Here is a 17,368-nt window from a genome sequence, read left to right on the forward strand (position 1 = left end):
ACTAGGCCTTGGGCGGAGTCTGGGAGTTGGAGGACTCCGGCGCGGTGCCCGGCTTGTTCCCGGAGCCGAGCCGCGACTTGAAGAAGTTCTTCACGCGCTCGCGCATGGTGGTGAGCATGAGCCCCAGGCTCAGGATGCCCGCCATCAGCATCTGGAACAGAAAGCTTCCGGTGCCCGGGTCGATGTAGGCCAGCACCTGAGGCAGGGACGTTGCCGCGTAGAGGAGGATTCCCATGGTTTCTGGGCGGGGACGATAGCCCAAGCGGCGCCATGGGGCCCAGACGCAATCCATGGGGCTCGCGCGGCAGGGCCGCTCTCTCGCCCGCCGTACGAGCCAGCGAGGGGGGCCCGATTGGACCCCCCTCTCCGTCCTGCTAACCGAGCATCTCGCTCAACAGGCGCGCGAGGGCCTTGGGGTCGGCCTGGCCGTTGGTGGCGCGCATCACCTGGCCGGTGAAGAAGCCGGTGAGGCCCTTCTTGCCGCCCCGGTACTCGGCGACCTTGGCCGGGTTGGCGTCCAGCACGCCCTGGATGGCGGCGCGCAGCTGGCCCTCGTCGCTGACGACGCGCAGGCCCTTGCGCTCCACGATGCTCGCGGGCGCCTCGCCCGAGGCCTGCGCCTCCGCGAGCACGTCCTTGGCGATGCGGGCGCTGATGCTGCCCTCGGCCACCAGCGTCACCAGCGACGCGAGCGCGTCCACGCTCACGCGGTTGGTGCCCTCGCGAATCGGCGTGGCCAGATCGTTCACCACCCAGGGCGCGAGCTCCGCCAGCCGCTTGCCACCCGCGGCCTCCAGGTACGCGGCGAGCTGCGGCTCGCGGGCGAGCATGGACGCGTCGTTCTCGGTGACACCCTGCTGGCGCAGACGCGCGGCCGTGGCCTCCTGCTCACTGGAGAGCGCCGGACGCACCGGAGCCTCCGCGGGAGCCTTGTCCGCCTTCTTCTCCGTCCGGGGCTTGCCCTCCGCCTTCGCGGGCTCCGCGGCCTCCTTCTTCCCCCACGTGTCCTTCAGCGTGATGATGCGGTTGAACACGAGCGCGTCAGCACGGCTGTCCACCGGATCCCTCCAGAAGTACCCGGCGCGCTCGAACTGGTAGCGGGCCTCGGCCGGGTCCTTGGCCACGCTCGGCTCCACGAAGCCGCGCGTCACCACCAGGCTGTTGGGGTTCACGAAGCGCATGAAGTCCGTGTTCACCGGCTGCGTGTCGTCCTCGTGGCCCGGCTGCTCCGGGTCGAACTGCTGCGCCTCGCTGTCGGGCTCCGGCACCGTGAAGAGCCGGTCGAACAGGCGGAACTCGGCGCTCACGCCGCGCGTGGCGCTCACCCAGTGGATGACGCCGCTGGCCTTGGCGTCCTCGCCGAGCAGTGTCACGCGCAGCTCCGACGGCTCGCCGTCCGCGCCCGTGATGACCTCGTCGCAGCGGATGATGCCCGCGCCGCGCAGGCGCACCGTGCCGCCCGGGGTGAGCCGCTTGAAGCCCTTGGGCGGATCCGCGCTGAAGTCCTCGCGCTCGATGACGATCTCCCGCGTGAGCGGCACCTCGCGCACGGCCTTCTCGGTGGCCACGCGCTCGCCGTTGGGCATCGGCACCTTCCCATCGGCGCTGCTCACCTCCTGCTGCGGCCAGTACGGCAGGCTGAGTGTGCGCTCGGCCTCCAGGTTCTGGATGACGGCCTTCAGCGGGCGCGTCACGGCCATCACGCGGGGCGCGCGGAGGTTCAGGTCATCGCGCACGGCGTTCTCGAAGAGCGCCAGGTCCACGGTGCGGTTGGTGCGGCTCACGCCAATCTGCGAGGCGAAGGCCCGCACGGACTCGGGCGTCACGCCGCGGCGGCGCATGGCGCTGATGGTGGGCATGCGCGGGTCATCCCAGCCCTTCACCACGCCCTCGCGCACGAGCCGCCGCAGCTTGCGCTTGCTGACGACGGTGTACTCCATGCTGCGCCGGCCGAACTCGTGCTGGCGCGGCGCCGTCTTCCCCGTCTCCTTGTCGGGGAACAGGTTGTCCATCAGCCAGTCGTAGATGGCCCGGTTGTCGATGAACTCCAGGCTGCACATGCTGTGCGTGATGCCCTCGAGCGCGTCGCTGATGGGATGCGCGAAGTCATACATCGGGTAGATGCACCACTTATCCCCGGTGCGGTAGTGGGACGCGTGGAGGATGCGGTACAGCACCGGGTCGCGCAGCTTGAAGTTCGGGTTCGCCAGGTCGATCTTCGCGCGCAGCGCGTGCTCGCCGTTCTTGAACTCGCCGGCGCGCATGCGGCGGAAGAGGTCCAGGTTCTCCTCGACGCTGCGGTCGCGGTACGGGCTGGGCGTGCCCGGCTGCTCCACCGTGCCGCGCAGGCGCGCCATCTCCTCGCCGCTGACGCTCTCCACGTACGCCAGGCCCTTGCGGATGAGCTGCACCGCGAAGTCATGGAGCTGCTCGTAGTAGTCCGAGGCGTAGAAGAGGCGCGAGGTGTCCCAGCCCAGCCACTTCATGTCGCGGATGATGCTGTCCGCGTACTCCTGCGTCTCCCCCTCGGGGTTGGTGTCATCCATGCGCAGGTGGCAGACACCGCCGTAGTCCACGGCCGTCATGAAATCCAGGTAGCTGGCGAACGCGTGCCCCAGGTGCGCGTAGCCGTTCGGCTCCGGAGGGAAGCGCGTGACGACGCGCGTGTGCCGCCCGGACTTCAGGTCCGCGTCGATGATTTCCGTGATGAAGTTCGGAGACACACGGCGCGTCTCGGGCGCGGGAATCAGGTCAGCTGGCTGCTTGCTCGTCATGGGCTCCTTTACTATCGCCGTTCCGGTCTCCAGGGCGAGAGAGAAGCAAGCCCGCCGGAGCCGGGGCGGTTCCTCGGGCCGAGCCTGCCCTGGCCGCCCTCCCGGCGGGCGGCCCTCCCCGGGCGGAGGAGGGCACCGTTGGAGCCCCGACCGAGGTCAGCACTCCCGGCCCGGGACTTGCGAAGGAGCCACCGTGGACGGAGGCATGGATGGGCATTCGCGCAGGGGTGTTGGGGGCGGGACTGGTGGTGGTTTCATTGCTCTCGGTGGGTTGCGCTGACCGGACCCGGACAGTCGAGCCACCCGGGAAGCAGGAGCCCGGTTCACCAGATGGAAACGAAGTTCCCTCGAACGACCCTCCCGTTCCCTCCGAGGATGCCGGTACTCCCCCAGAGCCCTCACCGGAGGGGGATGCGGGGACGCCGCCCGATGCGGGTGAGCCGGACCCGGTGCCACCCGCGCCACCGGATGCGGGTCCCTGGCCGGCGGAAGCGGTGCTCGACTACTCGAATTCGTTCGGTGCCGGTAAACCCCAGAGCGTTGGGCTCGATGAGGGGCTGAACCTCTGGCTGCTCGATGGCAACCGCATTGGCGTGCTGCGTCCGGGCGACACGGCACCGGCGTGGACCACGGGCGTGGGTCAGGCGCGCCAGCCGTTCGGTTCGGATTCGCTCGCGGTCGGCTCGACGGTCATCTGCGGGGGTGAGGCCGGGCGCGCGTACGTGGGGTATCGCGCGCGGGAGATGCAGCGGGCGCCGGGAATCTCGCAGCGCACGTACATCCCCGGACCGGGCGAGCCGAACTACTCGCCCGAGCGCTACGCCGAGTACCAGAAGGGAGACCTCGACGCGGTCCGCCTCCAGCCGGATGGGAGCGTGGTGCTCGAGGAGCACATCTGGCGCACCACGGGCTCGTCGAACAAGGGCAAGCAGATCGGCATCCACAACACCAATGACTTCCACTACGAGGAGGATCGCAGCGTCCTCAACTGCGCCCGTGTGACGCGTGGCCCGTACCGCGGCGACCTCTACATCACGACGAACCACGGGGTGACCCGCATCCAGGGGCTCACGTACAACAGCCACCGTCATCCGGGCTGGTACCTCGTCACCACGAATCCGGATGGCTCGAAGGACGAGTCGCTCCAGTGCCCGCCGATGCATGGACTGGGAATCGCGCCGAACGGAGACGTCCTCGTGGCCAACGAGCAGATGCTCGGCGTGCTGATTCCGAGCAGCAAGCTGGAGGAGTGGGACCGCGAGTACACCTGGACGGGTCCCACGCCCTGGCGGTTCAAGGGCTTCAACGATGCGCTCAACGGCCAGGCCACCGATGACTTCTGGCGCGCCTTCGAGCAGACGGCCTCGGGCCGCTACTACCTGGGGAGCGCGGAGTACGGCGTCTGGGCGATGACGCCGAAGTCCCGCTCCGCGGGCAACTGGACGCGGGTCAGCGGACTGCCGACGAACCGGATCCTCTCGCTCAAAGCGACGGATGATGGGGCGCTCTACATCGGCACGGATGGCGGGGGCCTGTGGCGGCTGGAGGCGGACGGCACGATGCTGACCCAGGTGACGCAGGTGTCCGGCCGGCGCGTGCTGCAGCTCGTCTACGAGCCCACCGTGACGCCGAGCATGCTGCTCGTCCTGACCGAGCAGGGACTGACGGTGCTCCGGGGTCCGTAGGGGGGCGCTCCCTCTCCCTCAGGGCTGAGGATGGGGTTCACCCAAAGCACATGATCAAGATGGAGCAGGGTGCAGCCAACCTCACCGTCGCCACCCTGGTAGCCGCGTCCGTGGCCTACAAGGTGCCGCTACGTGAACTGTTCCCCGAGGAAGCGAAGGAGCCCTGACCCAGCGGGCAGACAGGCCAAGTAGACGGGTTCGCACAGCGGGGGAACCAGTCAGGACGGGTTAGTGGCGGCCAGCTCGTCACGCCCTGTCCCCGGCTGGCATTCCCTGGTTGGCTGGCCTAGCCTTTGAGGCATGGAAAGCCTGAATTTTACCCCGCGCCTCTGGGTGGTCGTCCTGGTGGGTGGGCTCGTGTCGGGCTGTGCAGCGGCTATCGCATGCCGACCGGGAGACTCCACGGTGGACTGCTGCATAAAGAAGTACCCGCTGAGCCCGCTAGAGAACTGCACCGCCAGCCGCTCGGACGTGCTCCGAGTTTTGAGGGAAATAGCGGAGGTGAGCGATGTTGTCGCGAACATCAACGAGGACTTCAATCCGGACGACTACGTTGATTCTGATGAGTTCGCCAACAACAAAGACCTGCCGGAGTGGAAACAGCGGTGCATCAAATTTTACGTTGCGTGCACTGAGCGGCGCTGGACAGGCAACTGTTACGATTGCATCCGCTACTGTGAGGGCCAGCGAAAGTGGCCCAAGGACAGGTGCCACCCTCCCGGTGAAGGCAATTAACCATGTCAGCCAAAATTGATTGGAATCTCATTCGCAATCTAGCCCAGCGAGTGCTTGAGGGTGGCGAGCCGCTGGAACTGACGGAAGGCACGCGGGCACTCCTGCTCAGGACTGCTCAGGAGGTAGGCATCAGCCAGCCGGACGCCGAGGATGCCCTACGTAGCGTGACCACGGCCAGCACGTTGCTAGAGGAGGTCGTGCGGCGCATTGATGATGGCGCTGACCGGCTCGATGATGCACGCCTTGCGATGTATGACCTTCGGGATCAGGGGGACCTGGAGGGGGCCTGCAAGCAAATGCGCGACGTGCTCGCCGTAGAGATTGTTCCTGTGTACCGCAAGCGGGCCGAAGGTATGCTTGAGGAAATGACCCAACTTGCGGAAGTGGCCGCAACCGGGCGCGTGAGTGCGAGCCTACCCGACCGGGACCAACTCGCCGTTCTTGAACGTCGCATCCAGCAGGGACACGCACTGGAACTTGCCGAGGAACTGTGCGCCCTCCTACGCCGGACCGCCCCCACGGCTGGAATCATCGAGGCCGAGACGGAAGAGGCTCTAAAGAGCCCGGGAGGAGCCGAGGCCCTTATGCGGATGATTCTCTCTCGCTTCCGGGAGGGCAAGAAGCGAATCACCCGCGCACTGTTCCGGATGACGAGCCTCCGGGACGCTGGGAATCTCGACGGTGCGCGCCAGCAGATGCGCGACGTGCTGGCCGTGGAGGTCGTGCCGCTATACCGCGAGATGGCCGAGGAGCAGCTAAGGGGCCTCGAGGGTCCTCCCCCGGAGTCGTGACCGCTCGGGGCTGGACGCGGGGGGAATTATCGCTTGAGTGCCTAACAGCCGTTGGAAGGTGAGTCATGCCACAACTTAATCGTTTTAGGGATTGAACTCTTTCTTGGGGCCCCCGGCGCCTCATGGGCATTTTCCCTGGGGGTCATGAGCATTTCCCGAGTGCTTCGGGGGGAGGTCCACCGGAAGGAGCGGGCACGCAAACTCACCCCCCAGGAAGTCCAAGACCTACGCTACTTGGCGCGGGCGGGCACCTTCACCCAAGAGGACTTGTCCGCGCGGTTCGGCATCTCCCAGGGCGAGGTGTCGCGCATCGTGAACGGGGAGCTTTACGCCCACGTACCGCCCGCCACGAAGGAACAGGAGCAGGCCGCCCGGAAGAAGGCGAGGGACGAGTGGATTGAGCGCGAATACGCCAGGATGATGGCGAGCATCCCGCTTGAGGACGACAGGCCCCCCAGGATGTAGGAAGGTCCGTTGCAGCCCCCCAACACCGGCCAGCAGCAGACCGGACCGGGGGGCCTTCACAGAGAGTGCACAGCGATGCGTTGGCCCGATTCGCTACAACACCCGCCAAGCTACAGATTCACTACACGAACAATTCGCAATAGGGCCTAACCTCTCGGAATCACAGGCCCTTTCAACAAAGCTCATCGTACCCCTCTCCCAGCGGGAGAGGGGACATGCACGGTTTCGTAGTGGGCGAGCCGTGGCCCTCGGGTCTGGCGGCGGTAGTGGAACGTGAAGCCGGGCCAGTTGTTTGTGTTCCTGCCCTCGGCCGTCTTGTACCAACTGTGGCAGCCGGCGGCCCACACGGAGCGCTCGAGGCCGCGCTGCAGCCGGACGTTGAAGTCCCGCTGCGCGTCCGGGCGCACGTCGAGGAAGCGCAGGTCGCGCTCGCGCAGCACGCGCAGGCACGCGAGCACGTAGCGCACCTGGCTCTCCAGCATGAAGACGATGGAGTTGTGGCCGAGGTTGGTGTTGGGGCCGTAGAGCAGGAAGAGGTTGGGGAAGCCGGAGACGGTGAGGCCCAGGTACGCCTCGGCGCCCTCGCGCCAGGCCTCGTTCAGTTCCCGGCCGCCGCGGCCCGTGATGCGCATGGGCGCCAGGAAGTCCGTGGCCTGGAAGCCGGTGCCGTGGATGAGCGCATCCACCTCGCGCTCCTTCCCGTCCACGGTGATGAGGCCGTGGGGCGTCACCTCGCGGATACCCTCGGTGACGACCTCCACGTTGGGCCGGGTGAGCGCCGGGTAGTAGTCATTGGAGAGCAGGACGCGCTTGCAGCCGATGGGGTCGGTGGGCGTGAGGGCCTGGCGCAGCTTCGGGTCCGGCACGCAGCGCTCCAGGTGTCTGTGGAAGCGGCGCTCGAGAATCCCGCGCACCCAGGCGGGGCCCTCGAAGACGAGGACGCGCGACTCGTGGTTCCAGTACGTCCACCACCGGCTGCCCGTCTGTGACACGGGAAGCCGGGAGAAGAGTGCCCGCTCGAACCACCCGTAGGCGCGGTCCGGCTTGGGCAGCACGTAGGGGGCGGAGCGCTGGTACAGGAAGAGCCGCTTCACCCGTGGGGCGATCTGGGGCACGAACTGGATGGCGCTGGCCCCCGTTCCGATGACCGCCACCGTCTTGCCCTCGAGCGCGTAGCCGTGATCCCACCGGGCGGAGTGGAACTGGGTGCCCTGGAAACGCTCCAGCCCCGGGAGCCTGGGCCAGGCGGGGCGGTTGAGCTGCCCGCAGGCCGAGACCAGCACCCGGGCCTCGAGCTCGCGTCCATCCGCGAGGTGGATGCGCCAGAGGCCCGCCGCCTCGTCGAACTCCGCGCCGGTGACCTCGGTGTTCAGGTGGAGGTGACGGCGGAGGCCGTATTTCCCGGCGCAGTGGCGCAGATAGTCGAGGATCTCCGCCTGGGGCGCGAAGCGCCGGGACCAGTCCGTCTTGCGCTCGAAGGAGAAGGAGTACAGGTGCGAGGGGACGTCGCAGGCGGCGCCCGGGTACGTGTTGTCGCGCCAGCAGCCCCCGACGTCATGCTCCTTCTCGAGCAGGACGAAGTCCTCGAGTCCCGTGTGCCGGAGCCGGATGGCCATGCACAGGCCTCCGAAGCCACTCCCGATGATGGCGACCTCCACCCTCCGAGGGAGTGGAGTCAGCGGGTCTTCTCGCGCCACGACATGCTCCTCGACGTCCGAGGTCATCCTGGCACGGTTTTCCGGCGGCTCCATTCCGCGGGCCTCGATTTTTCGAGACCCCTTCTTCGTTCATGCCGCCTCCAACTCCTCGGAATCCCGAGTGCACGGCGGGGCGCGCATCCCCTGGCACACGCATGGCAATTCGTGTTTCCACCATGAGTGTCCTCACCTTGAAGAAGCCCTCGTTTCACTCCCCGTCCGGCATGTGGCGGGGAGGCGCCCTGTTCACCGCCGCGCTGTGCCTGCTCCTGGTGGGCAGCGGCTGCGGCCCGGCGACCTACGATGAGCTCGAACCGGGAGATCACGTCAGCCTGCTCTTCCCGCCCGAAGGGTGCGAGGTGGTGAAGAGCTGCGGGGGCCTCGTCCGGATGAATTGCCAGGTGGAGGTGGACGGCCCCTCCTTCTACGTGGAGCGGCTCACCGGCCGGATCGTGGCGAGCTGCGGCACTGCCTGCTTTGGGGTGGAGCCCAGAGCCGAGGAGGGCCGCTGCGCGTGTCCTCCGAAGGCGTGGACCTGTCAGTAGGGGGTCAGCGCAACGCCGCCTGGAGGTTCTCGACGGGCAGCCCCGCGCTCCTGCCCAGGTCCACGTATGTCTTCATCATCAAGCGCATCTGCTCTCCGACCTTGGTGAAGTGGACGCGCAGGTACGCCTCCAGGTCGAAGGGCATGAGGTGGGAGGCCACGGGCAGGAGCAGCTTGAACAGCGCGGGGCGCAGCAGCGGCAGCACGGCGGAGGCGCTCCCCTTCGTGTGCGCGGCCGCGACCTGGACCGCCTCGCGCGCGGCCCGGTGGACGCGCTCCAGCGAGTCGTGTTGGAGGAAGCGCTCGAAGCTCCAGCCCGCCGCTTCCAAACCATTCACGAAGACGGTCAGCACCGCCGAGGGAATCGCCACGTCGCGCGCCACGTCCTGGCTGGCCCGGGCTGGATATCCTCCGGCTCGCAGTGTGCGGACGACCTGCTGGAGGCGCTCGGGCGGTCCGCTGAACGGGCCCCGGGTCATCGGAGGCATCCAGAACGCCATGCCCGGCTTGGGAAACCGCTCTCCGGGCTTCAGCGGCGCGTGGAAGCTGAGGAAGGGAATCATGCTGGAGACGAGCCGCTCCGCCGGAATCCATTGCAGCAGCCAGTCGCGGTCATCGAGCGACGGCTGGAGCATGACCCAGGTGGCGTCTCCCGTGGCCCGGGCGAGCTCGCCCACCCAGCTCCCGGCCCGCATCGCCGTGGAGGAGACGCAGAGCCAGACCTGGTCCCATCGCCGTGCCGCGACCTCCTCGTTCGAGACGAGGACGCCGAAGCCGGAGAACGCCACCGGCTCGGGGTCCTTCTCGAGCATGCCCAGCTCGTAGAGGGTGAAGCCGCGCCGCGCCTCGTCCGCGTACTTCTCCTTCACGAGGAAGGAGAGCTCGCAGCCCGCCGCCTGGAGATACTTCCCGAACACCTGGCCAACGGCTCCCGCACCGACCAGCAGCACCCGAGGGGTCTCGTTCATGGCGTGACTCCTACCATCCCGGCCGGGGCGTCCGCCCCTTCATCGGAGGGGCCGGGCTGCGGGGTTCCATCAGGCGGGTGCATCCCACCGGGAGGCTCGTGTCGCATTCCTTCAAGCGGCCGCGCCGCCTGCTCTCTATCTTCTCCGTGGCAGTCACGAACGAGGTCGACAGGACATGTCGAGCAAGAAACCAATCGGTGGAACGCTCGCGATCGAAGTCGAGATGCGCGCCGAGGCGGCCGCGAGCATCAAGGCGCTCGGACAGCGGATCGAACGGCAGCTCACCGAGTTGCAGCAGCTCGGGCAGCAGGTGCGGGCCATGGCGCCCAGCCCCGCGCGAGACCGGAAGCTGGCCGAGTACGACGAGAAGCGCCGCGATGCCGAGTACCGCAAGTGGACGCTCATCGTGCAGCGCGAGGCGATGGGGCTCTTCAACCACGACGACGTGGAGGAGATCTACCGCGTCCCGCCCAGGCTGAGCTGAGCGCGCCGTTCCGCGAGCCACGTGGCTATGCGCCTGGAGGCCTGCCCGGATGCGAGGCGTAGCGCTGGCGCACGAGGTGGGCCTGGACGTGATGACCGGCCTTCTGCGGCCAGTCCGCCGCCCGCCGCATGCCCTCGGCCAGGTGGGAGCAGAAGAAGTACGGCGTCTTCGCCAGCCAGCGTCAGGGCCCCGCGTCCTTCCGGGCGGGCTCGCCCTGGGCGCCCATCACCTCGCGCAGCAGCGAGTCATCCACCAGGCCCGACAAGTCCGCGCTGGGGATGAAGCCGAGCTGCCGCGCGTGCTCGGCGGCCTGCTGCAACGGGCCCGGCTCCACCTCCAGCGCGGGCCGCAGCCGGGAGAAGGCGTCCTTCAGCACGGGCTCGGAGATGGGGTGGCCGGTCACCTTGCCGAAGGCCTCGTTGACGCGCGAGACGAAGACATCGGGCTGCTGCTGCCACTGGCGCGTGAGCTCCACGTGGGCGCGCAGCAGTTGTTTGAGCTGCTCGGGCCGCTCCTCGAGCGTCTTCCGGGTGGTGACGAGCACCGTGGTGTGGAAGCGCCGCTCCGGCCACAGGTCGCGCTCGTCCACGAGGATGTGGCCGCCGCCCTCGGCGATCATTCGGGCGCCCCACGGCTCGGGCACCCAGGCCCCTTCGATCTTTCCGTTCATGAAGAGGCCGAGGATGTCTGGATTGGACAGCGGGGTGACGGTGACGTCCTGGCCCACCTTCATGCCCTGCTGGCCCAGCCAGTGCCGCAGCGCGATGTCCTGGGTGTTGCCGAGCTGGGGGGTGGCCAGCGTCTTGCCCTTGAGCTCGGCCGGGGTGCGCGCCGTCTTCGTCACCAGCACCGCGCCGTTGTCGGCCGCCGCGGCGATGATGCGCAGCTCCCGCCCGCCCTTGAGGAAGGTGTTGATGGCGGGCCCCGTGCCCACGTACGAGACGTCCAGCGAGCCGGCGCTGAGCGCCTCCATGGCGGCCGGTCCGGCGTTGAACATCTTCATCTGGATGCCGGGGACGGCCTGCTGGAAGGCGCCCGAGGCATTGCCCACCAGGGCCTGGCCGTGGGTGATGTTGGGGAAGAAGCCCATGCGCAACGGCCGCTGCTCCTTCACGCCCTGCTTCGCCGAGCCCTCCCCCGGCTGCTCCTTCTTGCACCCGCTCGCCGCCAGACACAGGGCGGTGAGGCCCACCACGAGGAACCCGAGACGCATATGCCACCGAGGGTGGGGCGGGCCGGGGTCCGCCGCACATGGACCGGGGTACGAGGCTTCTGTCAGCCCGGCGCCAATCCCCAGCGGCGGCGCACGCGCAGCTCCACCGTCTGGAAGAGCACGCGGTCGATGACGGTGCCCACGGCGATGATGCAGACCATGACGGCCATCACCTGGGGAATCTCCATCAGCTCGCGGCCCATGGTGAGCAGCTGGCCCAGGCCGCCGGACACGTAGAGCAGCTCGCCGGCCATGAGGGCCCTCCAGGCGAAGCTCCACCCCAGCTTGAGCCCGGTGACGATGCCGGGCAGCGCCGCGGGCAGCAGCACGCCCCCGTAGAAGCGCGCCCCGCGGATGCCGTACGTGGAGGACACGCGCAACAGCAGGGGATCCACGTGCATGACGCCGTCCTCCACCGCGATGGCGATGGCCAGCACCGAGCCCATCACCACCACGAAGATGATGGACGTCTCGGTGAGGCCGAACCACAGCAGCGCCAGGGGCAGCCAGCAGATGGAGGGGAGCGCCTGCAGGCCCACCACCAGCGGGCGCAGCAGCCGCCGCACCAGCTTCACCCGTGCCATGAGGACGCCCAGCGGCACGCCGATGAGCACGGAGAGGCCGTAGCCCTGCGCGAGCCGTCCCATGGAGCGCGTGATGCCGTCCCACAGCCGGCCATCGCGCGCCATGGCGACGAGGCTCTCAGTGACGGCCCTCGGGCCCGGGAACAGGTGGTGCGGCCACGGGCCGAACCGGGCCAGCAGCTCCCAGACCGCCAGGAGTCCCGCGAGGAACAGCAGCTTCTGTCCCAGGTGCCACGCCTTCATGGTGTGTCCCTCGTTCTTCCCGGGCGCCGGTGCCGGGCGCGCTCATGGACTCGCTCTCGCGGAGCATGGAGCGGATCTGCCGCGCCAGCCCCACCAGTGCCACGTCATCGGGGCCTCGGGGCATGGGCAGCCGCACCTCGAGGTCCCTCAGGATGCGGCCGGGCCGCGGTGCCATCACCACCACCCGGTTGGCCAGCACCAGCGCCTCCGTCACGTCGTGCGTGACGAAGACGATCGTCTTGCGCGTCTCCAGCCAGACGCGCTGCAGCAACTCGTGCATGTGCAGCCGCGTCTGCGCGTCCAGCGAGCCGAAGGGCTCGTCCATCAGCAGCACCGGCGAGTCCACCGCCAGCGCCCGGGCGAGCGCCGTGCGCATCTTCATGCCGCCCGACAGCTCGTGCGGCATCGCGTCCTCGAAGCCCTCCAGCTGCACGTAGCGGATGAAGCGGCGCGCGCGCTCGGAGCGCTCGGCCCTGGACAGGCCCCGGGCGGCGAGCACGAACTCGATGTTCTGCCGCACCGACAGCCAGGGGAAGAGCGCCGCCTCCTGGAACATGAGCAGCCGGTCCGGCCCCGGTCCGGTGATGGGCTTGCCGTCGATGCGCACCTGCCCGCCCGTGGGCGAAATCTGTCCCGCCAGCGCGTACAGCAGGGTGGACTTGCCGCAGCCCGAGGGCCCCAGCAGACACACGAACTCGCCGGAGCGGATGTTGAGGTTGACGTCCTGGAGCGCCACCACCTTGTTGGCGTACTGGTGCTCCACGCGCTTGACGGCGATTTTGGCCGACTCCTCGCCAACGAGGGCGGGGACGAGCGTGTCCTTGACGGTCTCCTTCACCTCCCGCACGCGCCGGAAGAGCGAGCGCCAGATGCGGGAGAGGCGCCCTGGGCGGGGAGTGGCCTTCGGCGGGGGAGCGGACGGGGAGGTCGGGTCGGCGAGGCGCATCACACGGTCGTAACGGAGTTTGCGCAGCTCGCAACTGGAGCGGCGGGGTTCATAGACGAGGCAGTGGTCGATAGGACGGGAATACACATGCAACGAGATGGCGAAGCCGCTGCGCGGGCCGGTGCGCACCGAGTGCAGCGCCGCCTCGGGGGTGCGGTGATCCATGGCGCCGGGCAGCAGCGTGCGGCGGGGCCCCATGCGCTCGACGAGCGCGTAGCCGGGCTCCTGCCCGCCCGCCACCAGGTGGTAGTCGGCGACCTCCAGCTCGCCCGCGACGGTCATCAGGAAACACTCCTGGCCGTCGTGCCCGTGGATGGGGGCGCGGGCGTCGCGGCCCCAGCCGAGCACGAGCACCTCCAGGTCCTCGTCCCGGTACACGAGCGTGCGGGTGTAGCGCCCCTCCTGGAGGAGGGCGAAGGGCTCCACGGCGCGCCGGTGCAGCTGGCCCTGCCGGAGCACCTCCTCGAGGCCCTGGGCCCCGTTCCGGGCGTTGGCTCCCCGGAGACGCAGGATGAACTGCCTCAGGGAGAGAGCAGCGTCCATCGCCTGCCATCCGGTCGGTGGGCTGCGTTCCATTGTCGCTCTCCTTCCGCCCTTTCATCGGACCTCAGGACGGGTGAGGCTCGATGAAGGTGGGGATGACACCTTCAACAGCCAAGGTGGAGCGGGCCGCCGGGGAGGGGCCCGGTTCGGGCCTGGGGGAAGAGGGGCGGTTGCCTGCCTGTCTGCCTTTCCCAGGAAACGTGGCGGGGGGAGTCCCGGTCAAAGCGCCAATCCCTGTTTCCTGGGTTCGCTTGTGCACGAATTCTGTGACACCTTCACCCCGCGCGACGGCAGGACGGGAGCACCCTGGCGGGGGATGCCGGGCCCGGCTTGTGGAGGAGACGGTTCGTGATGCAGCAAGTGGGCAAGTACCAGTTGGTTCGCAAGCTCGCCACGGGTGGCATGGCCGAGGTGTTCCTCGCCAAGGCCGCCGGTCCCATGGGCTTCGAGAAGACGCTGGTGCTCAAGCGCATCCTGCCGCACCTGGCCGAGGAGACCGCCTTCGTGGAGATGTTCCTCTCCGAGGCGAAGCTGGCCGCCCAGCTCACCCACCCGAACATCGTGCAGATCTTCGATTTCGGTGAGTCCGAGGGGACGTACTTCCTGGCCATGGAGTACATCGACGGGCCCAGCCTGCGCACGCTCATCAAGCGCGCCTCGGCGCAAGGCATGGAGCTGCCGCTCGCGGTGTGCGCGCGGCTCGTCGCGAATGCGTGCGAGGGTCTGGCCTTCGCCCATGACTTCGCCGATCCGGAGACAGGAGAGGCGCAGGGGCTCATCCACCGTGACATCAGCCCGGACAACATCCTGTTGTCGAAGCAGGGGGCGGTGAAGGTGGTGGACTTCGGCATCGCCAAGGCGGCGGGGCAGGCCCACAAGACCGCGAGCGGTGTCATCAAGGGCAAGCTCGCGTACATGCCGCCCGAGCAGGTCCGCGCCGAGTCCCTGGATCGGCGGGTGGACGTGTACGCGCTCGGCGTCGTGCTCTACGAGCTGCTCACGGGCCACAAGCCGTACGAGGCGGAGTCCGATGTGGGCCTGATGCGGGCCATCCTCTTCCAATCGCTGATGCCCGCGGTGCAGTTCCGGCCGGAGCTGCCGGACTCCATGCGGCGCATCATGGGCCGGGCGCTCGCCAAGGACCGCGAGCAGCGTTACCCGGACTGCCACGCGCTCCAGTCGGACCTGGAGGAATTCATCCTCTCGGTGGGCAGGCCCGTGACGACGCAGCAGGTGGCCCAGCTCATCGCGCAGGTGGCCGCCAGCACCGAGATGTCCACGTCGCAGCCGGGCGTACCGCGGGCTGAGGCGACGCACTCGGTCACTCCCGTGCATACGCCGCCGCCTCCCGATGACAGGACGGAGGTGGAGGCATACGCGGCGCCCCGGACGGTGCCATTGCGCCAGCCCGCGCCCGTGAAGGAGGTGCCGGCTGCCGAGGCACCCAGGACGGTGCAGGTGCGCAAGCCGCAGCCCGGGGAGGCGGAGGTTGCGGAATTCGCGGCGCCCCAGACGGTGCAGGTGCGCAAGCCGCAGTCTGTGAAGGAGGACGCGCCCGAGGCAAACTCCGAGCGCCCGACGGCCCCGGACATCCGTCCCCTGCCGCCCGTGAGACGGCCCTCCATGGAGGTGATCTCGGCGGAGAGGAAGCCCGACATGCCCCCGCGGGGAGGCAGGTGGAGGGCTCTGCTCACGGCGAGTGCGCTCATCGTGGCGGGAGTGGGACTCGTGCTGTTTCCGGTGGCTTCCTCCATGCGAGAGCTCCAGGAGCGACCGCCATCCCCGGCGCCGCAGGCGTCTGCCCTTGTGATGCCGTCTTCGAGCGCGGCTGACGCCAAGGAAGCGCCTCCGGCGGAACAGCCCCACTCCGCGTCTTCCTCGTCGTCCACAGGCAGTCCCGGAACTCAGCCCCAGGAGGAGCGGGATGTTGCCGCCGCCGCCGAGCCTCAGGATGCGGGGGTTGCGCAGGCTGTTGCCCCATCCGAACCGGAGACTGCTCCGCAGATGGCCGCCCCGCTTCAGGCAAAGGGACAGGTTGCCAGGTCAGACGCTTCCAAGAGCGATCGCCCTTCGAACGAGGGGGGAATCGTGAAGTCCACGCCGCGTGCCAAGGCGCCGGCCCCCAAACTCGCCAAAGGGCTCGTCGAGTTTCGGATCCGACCCTACGCCACCGTCTTCTTGAGTGGGCGGGAATTGGGTGACACGCCACTGGATCCCGTGGAATTGCTGGCGGGGAACTACACCGTGAAGCTCGTCAACAAGGACATCCCGAAGACGGTGACCCTGAGCATCCGAGTAGTGGCGGGGGATATCACCGTCGTCCGGCACAACTTCCTCCAGGAGTGAGGCGCACGGGAGCGCCGTGCCTCACTCAGGGAAGCGCTGATTCATTGGGCCAACTGCCGTTGTAGCCATGCCTTGAGGGCTTGCGCGGCTTGCTGCAGTTCCTCATGGGTGCGAGTTGCCCGGATCTCCTGGCCAATCTTGGAGAGTTCCCGGAGGGGAGCGAGTTGGGAGGGCGACGTCGTGAGGAATGCAGCCTGAATGCTGCGGAACCGCTGAAGGAGAAGTTCGCAGCCAGCGCTGACAACAGGCTGGCACCCGGAGGTATCCAGGTTCGCGTCATCGAGGGCTTCGTCCGCTAGTAAGGTGCGCAAGGACTTCAGACGCTCGGATTCCAGACGCTCGGCTTCTAGACGCAAAGCCTCCAGACGCTCGGATTCCAGACGCTCGGATTCCAGACGCAAGGCCTCCTGACGCGCAGCCTCCCGACGCTCGGCCTCCTGACGCTCGGCCTCCTGACGCGCAGCCTCCCGACGCGCGGTCTCCTGACGCAAGGCCTCCTGGCGCGCGGCCTCCTGGCGCGCGGCCTCCCGGCGCGCGGCCTCCTGGCGCTCGGCCTCCAACCCATCCTTATAAATGAAATCACGAGCGAACTGGTCGATCTCCTGGCTGATGAGCGTCCGCTCATGGCTGGTTGTTGCGTCCTCCATTCGGATCATCAATTCCACCCACCGCTCCACGGCGAGCCCTTGGAATCGAGTCTTCAAACACAACTCATGCTTCATAATGGCAAGCCGCCCCAACTGATGCTCCTTCACCTGACGGCTCGACACGAGCGCTGGCTTTGGCCCACAGTTGGGGGCAACTGGTTCCGTCTTCTTCTGCTCTACTTTCGGGGCGTTCGGAGCAGGGGGCGTGGGAACAGCCTTCACTTCAGTCTCGGTTTCCGGGGCTGTTGACGCCCTGCGTTCCACGCGTGACGGCGCTGCTTTGTCTGAGGGTTGCGCGAACCGCTTTTCCTCTCGCTTTCCCTCGACAGGTTCGATTGCTGGCGAGGCGGTGAGATCCTCCTGTTTCTGCTCGGCCTTGCTCGACGGGTTCTCCGTTGCGCGAGGTGGGAGGCGGGACTCCAACTCTTGCTTCACCTGCTTGCGCACGGACTCGAGGAGGGTCTCGATCTTAGGCGCTGGAAATAAATAAAGATGCCAAGTTCTGTGATTGGAAGTTGAGGAGACCGCTGAATGAAGGCGGACAAATTATTCATTTCCAGCGCCTTAGTACTACAGTTGGACTTCCAAAACAGATTGAGAACCGTCGCGCTGGCCGGGGGCAATAGAGGAACCGCACCTTGAGGCAGGCAGACCTCGTCATTCATAGGAGTAACGGCGTCGCCCCTGGCTCGCAACTTCTCAG

General features: G+C 67.9%; 15 protein-coding genes and 1 pseudogene. 7 read left to right on the plus strand and 9 right to left on the minus strand.

The genetic code is table 11. The features are described from left to right. Position 1: 1 nt before the first annotated feature. Both VFZ09_RS07765 and VFZ09_RS07770 read right to left on the minus strand, forming a co-directional pair. On the minus strand, positions 2-235 hold the full coding sequence (locus VFZ09_RS07765; RefSeq protein ID WP_329726853.1) for a hypothetical protein: 234 nt from the start codon (positions 233-235) through the stop codon (positions 2-4). 139 nt (positions 236-374) lie between these two features. Beyond that, entirely contained in the window at positions 375-2,774 is a 2,400-nt protein-coding gene (locus tag VFZ09_RS07770; RefSeq protein ID WP_329726854.1) for a glutamine--tRNA ligase/YqeY domain fusion protein, read from the minus strand. Between the two features lie 449 nt (positions 2,775-3,223). Between VFZ09_RS07770 and VFZ09_RS07775 the strand changes: the two genes are divergently transcribed. The 4 genes from VFZ09_RS07775 to VFZ09_RS07790 all read left to right on the plus strand — a co-directional run bounded on the left by VFZ09_RS07775 (position 3,224) and on the right by VFZ09_RS07790 (position 6,450). Further along, positions 3,224-4,459, plus strand: a complete 1,236-nt coding sequence (locus VFZ09_RS07775) for a hypothetical protein (protein ID WP_329726855.1) — start codon at positions 3,224-3,226, stop codon at positions 4,457-4,459. 300 nt (positions 4,460-4,759) lie between these two features. Continuing rightward, entirely contained in the window at positions 4,760-5,194 is a 435-nt protein-coding gene (locus VFZ09_RS07780; protein ID WP_329726856.1) for a hypothetical protein, read from the plus strand. A gap of 2 nt (positions 5,195-5,196) precedes the next feature. Further along, positions 5,197-5,985 carry a DUSAM domain-containing protein gene (locus VFZ09_RS07785; protein WP_329726857.1) on the plus strand — a complete coding sequence of 263 codons (789 nt, stop codon included), beginning with the start codon at positions 5,197-5,199 and terminating at the stop codon, positions 5,983-5,985. Positions 5,986-6,129: 144 nt separating this feature from the next. Continuing rightward, the gene (locus VFZ09_RS07790; RefSeq protein WP_329726858.1) at positions 6,130-6,450 is read left to right on the plus strand and encodes a helix-turn-helix domain-containing protein; all 321 of its coding nucleotides are present in this window, start codon (positions 6,130-6,132) and stop codon (positions 6,448-6,450) included. A 182-nt stretch (positions 6,451-6,632) separates the two neighbouring features. Here VFZ09_RS07790 and VFZ09_RS07795 read toward each other — a convergent pair whose 3' ends face one another. Next, positions 6,633-8,147: an NAD(P)/FAD-dependent oxidoreductase gene (locus VFZ09_RS07795; RefSeq protein ID WP_329726859.1), complete on the minus strand. Its 1,515-nt coding sequence runs from the start codon at positions 8,145-8,147 to the stop codon at positions 6,633-6,635. A 176-nt stretch (positions 8,148-8,323) separates the two neighbouring features. On the opposite strand from VFZ09_RS07795, the gene VFZ09_RS07800 reads away from it, so the two are divergent. Beyond that, positions 8,324-8,692, plus strand: coding sequence for a hypothetical protein (locus tag VFZ09_RS07800; RefSeq protein WP_329726860.1), 369 nt, complete (start codon positions 8,324-8,326; stop codon positions 8,690-8,692). A gap of 4 nt (positions 8,693-8,696) precedes the next feature. Here the strand turns inward: VFZ09_RS07800 and VFZ09_RS07805 are convergent, their stop codons facing one another. Next, entirely contained in the window at positions 8,697-9,659 is a 963-nt protein-coding gene (locus VFZ09_RS07805; RefSeq protein ID WP_329726861.1) for a ketopantoate reductase family protein, read from the minus strand. Positions 9,660-9,834: 175 nt separating this feature from the next. Here VFZ09_RS07805 and VFZ09_RS07810 point away from each other — a divergent pair, with 175 nt between their 5' ends. Beyond that, complete coding sequence (locus tag VFZ09_RS07810; protein ID WP_329726862.1) at positions 9,835-10,143, plus strand: hypothetical protein; 309 nt, start codon at positions 9,835-9,837, stop codon at positions 10,141-10,143. Positions 10,144-10,324: 181 nt separating this feature from the next. On the opposite strand, the gene VFZ09_RS07815 is transcribed toward VFZ09_RS07810, so the two are convergent. The 4 genes and pseudogenes from VFZ09_RS07815 to VFZ09_RS51595 form a co-directional block, all read right to left on the minus strand. Beyond that, the gene (locus VFZ09_RS07815) at positions 10,325-11,356 is read right to left on the minus strand and encodes an ABC transporter substrate-binding protein (RefSeq protein WP_329726863.1); all 1,032 of its coding nucleotides are present in this window, start codon (positions 11,354-11,356) and stop codon (positions 10,325-10,327) included. A 62-nt stretch (positions 11,357-11,418) separates the two neighbouring features. Beyond that, positions 11,419-12,153 (minus strand): ABC transporter permease, encoded by a 735-nt coding sequence (locus tag VFZ09_RS07820; protein ID WP_329726866.1) that lies wholly within the window; start codon positions 12,151-12,153, stop codon positions 11,419-11,421. Beyond that, positions 12,059-13,054: an ABC transporter ATP-binding protein gene (locus tag VFZ09_RS51590; RefSeq protein WP_414640680.1), complete on the minus strand. Its 996-nt coding sequence runs from the start codon at positions 13,052-13,054 to the stop codon at positions 12,059-12,061. Before VFZ09_RS51590 ends, VFZ09_RS07820 begins: the two co-directional genes overlap by 95 nt. Before the next feature lie 135 nt (positions 13,055-13,189). Beyond that, positions 13,190-13,705: pseudogene (locus VFZ09_RS51595) on the minus strand (cysteine dioxygenase); the annotation flags it as partial. A 318-nt stretch (positions 13,706-14,023) separates the two neighbouring features. Between VFZ09_RS51595 and VFZ09_RS07830 the strand changes: the two are divergent. Further along, on the plus strand, positions 14,024-16,018 hold the full coding sequence (locus VFZ09_RS07830; RefSeq protein WP_329726867.1) for a serine/threonine protein kinase: 1,995 nt from the start codon (positions 14,024-14,026) through the stop codon (positions 16,016-16,018). A 41-nt stretch (positions 16,019-16,059) separates the two neighbouring features. Here VFZ09_RS07830 and VFZ09_RS07835 read toward each other — a convergent pair whose 3' ends face one another. After that, on the minus strand, positions 16,060-17,112 hold the full coding sequence (locus VFZ09_RS07835; RefSeq protein ID WP_329726865.1) for a hypothetical protein: 1,053 nt from the start codon (positions 17,110-17,112) through the stop codon (positions 16,060-16,062). Between the last annotated feature and the right edge of the window lie 256 nt (positions 17,113-17,368).

Origin of the sequence: Archangium sp., from assembly GCF_036277355.1 — a bacterium.
In the GTDB taxonomy this organism is placed as follows: Bacteria; Myxococcota; Myxococcia; order Myxococcales; family Myxococcaceae; genus Archangium.

Bases quoted from the DNA above. Each gene is read 5' to 3' on its own strand.
- VFZ09_RS07785 (WP_329726857.1), top strand. From the start codon at position 5,197: ATGTCAGCCAAAATTGATTGGAATCTCATTCGCAATCTAGCCCAGCGA.
- VFZ09_RS07800 (WP_329726860.1), top strand. From the start codon at position 8,324: ATGAGTGTCCTCACCTTGAAGAAGCCCTCGTTTCACTCCCCGTCCGGC.
- VFZ09_RS07770 (WP_329726854.1), bottom strand. From the start codon at position 2,774: ATGACGAGCAAGCAGCCAGCTGACCTGATTCCCGCGCCCGAGACGCGC.
- VFZ09_RS07780 (WP_329726856.1), top strand. From the start codon at position 4,760: ATGGAAAGCCTGAATTTTACCCCGCGCCTCTGGGTGGTCGTCCTGGTG.
- VFZ09_RS07790 (WP_329726858.1), top strand. From the start codon at position 6,130: ATGAGCATTTCCCGAGTGCTTCGGGGGGAGGTCCACCGGAAGGAGCGG.
- VFZ09_RS07765 (WP_329726853.1), bottom strand. From the start codon at position 235: ATGGGAATCCTCCTCTACGCGGCAACGTCCCTGCCTCAGGTGCTGGCC.
- VFZ09_RS07830 (WP_329726867.1), top strand. From the start codon at position 14,024: ATGCAGCAAGTGGGCAAGTACCAGTTGGTTCGCAAGCTCGCCACGGGT.
- VFZ09_RS07815 (WP_329726863.1), bottom strand. From the start codon at position 11,356: ATGCGTCTCGGGTTCCTCGTGGTGGGCCTCACCGCCCTGTGTCTGGCG.
- VFZ09_RS07805 (WP_329726861.1), bottom strand. From the start codon at position 9,659: ATGAACGAGACCCCTCGGGTGCTGCTGGTCGGTGCGGGAGCCGTTGGC.
- VFZ09_RS07810 (WP_329726862.1), top strand. From the start codon at position 9,835: ATGTCGAGCAAGAAACCAATCGGTGGAACGCTCGCGATCGAAGTCGAG.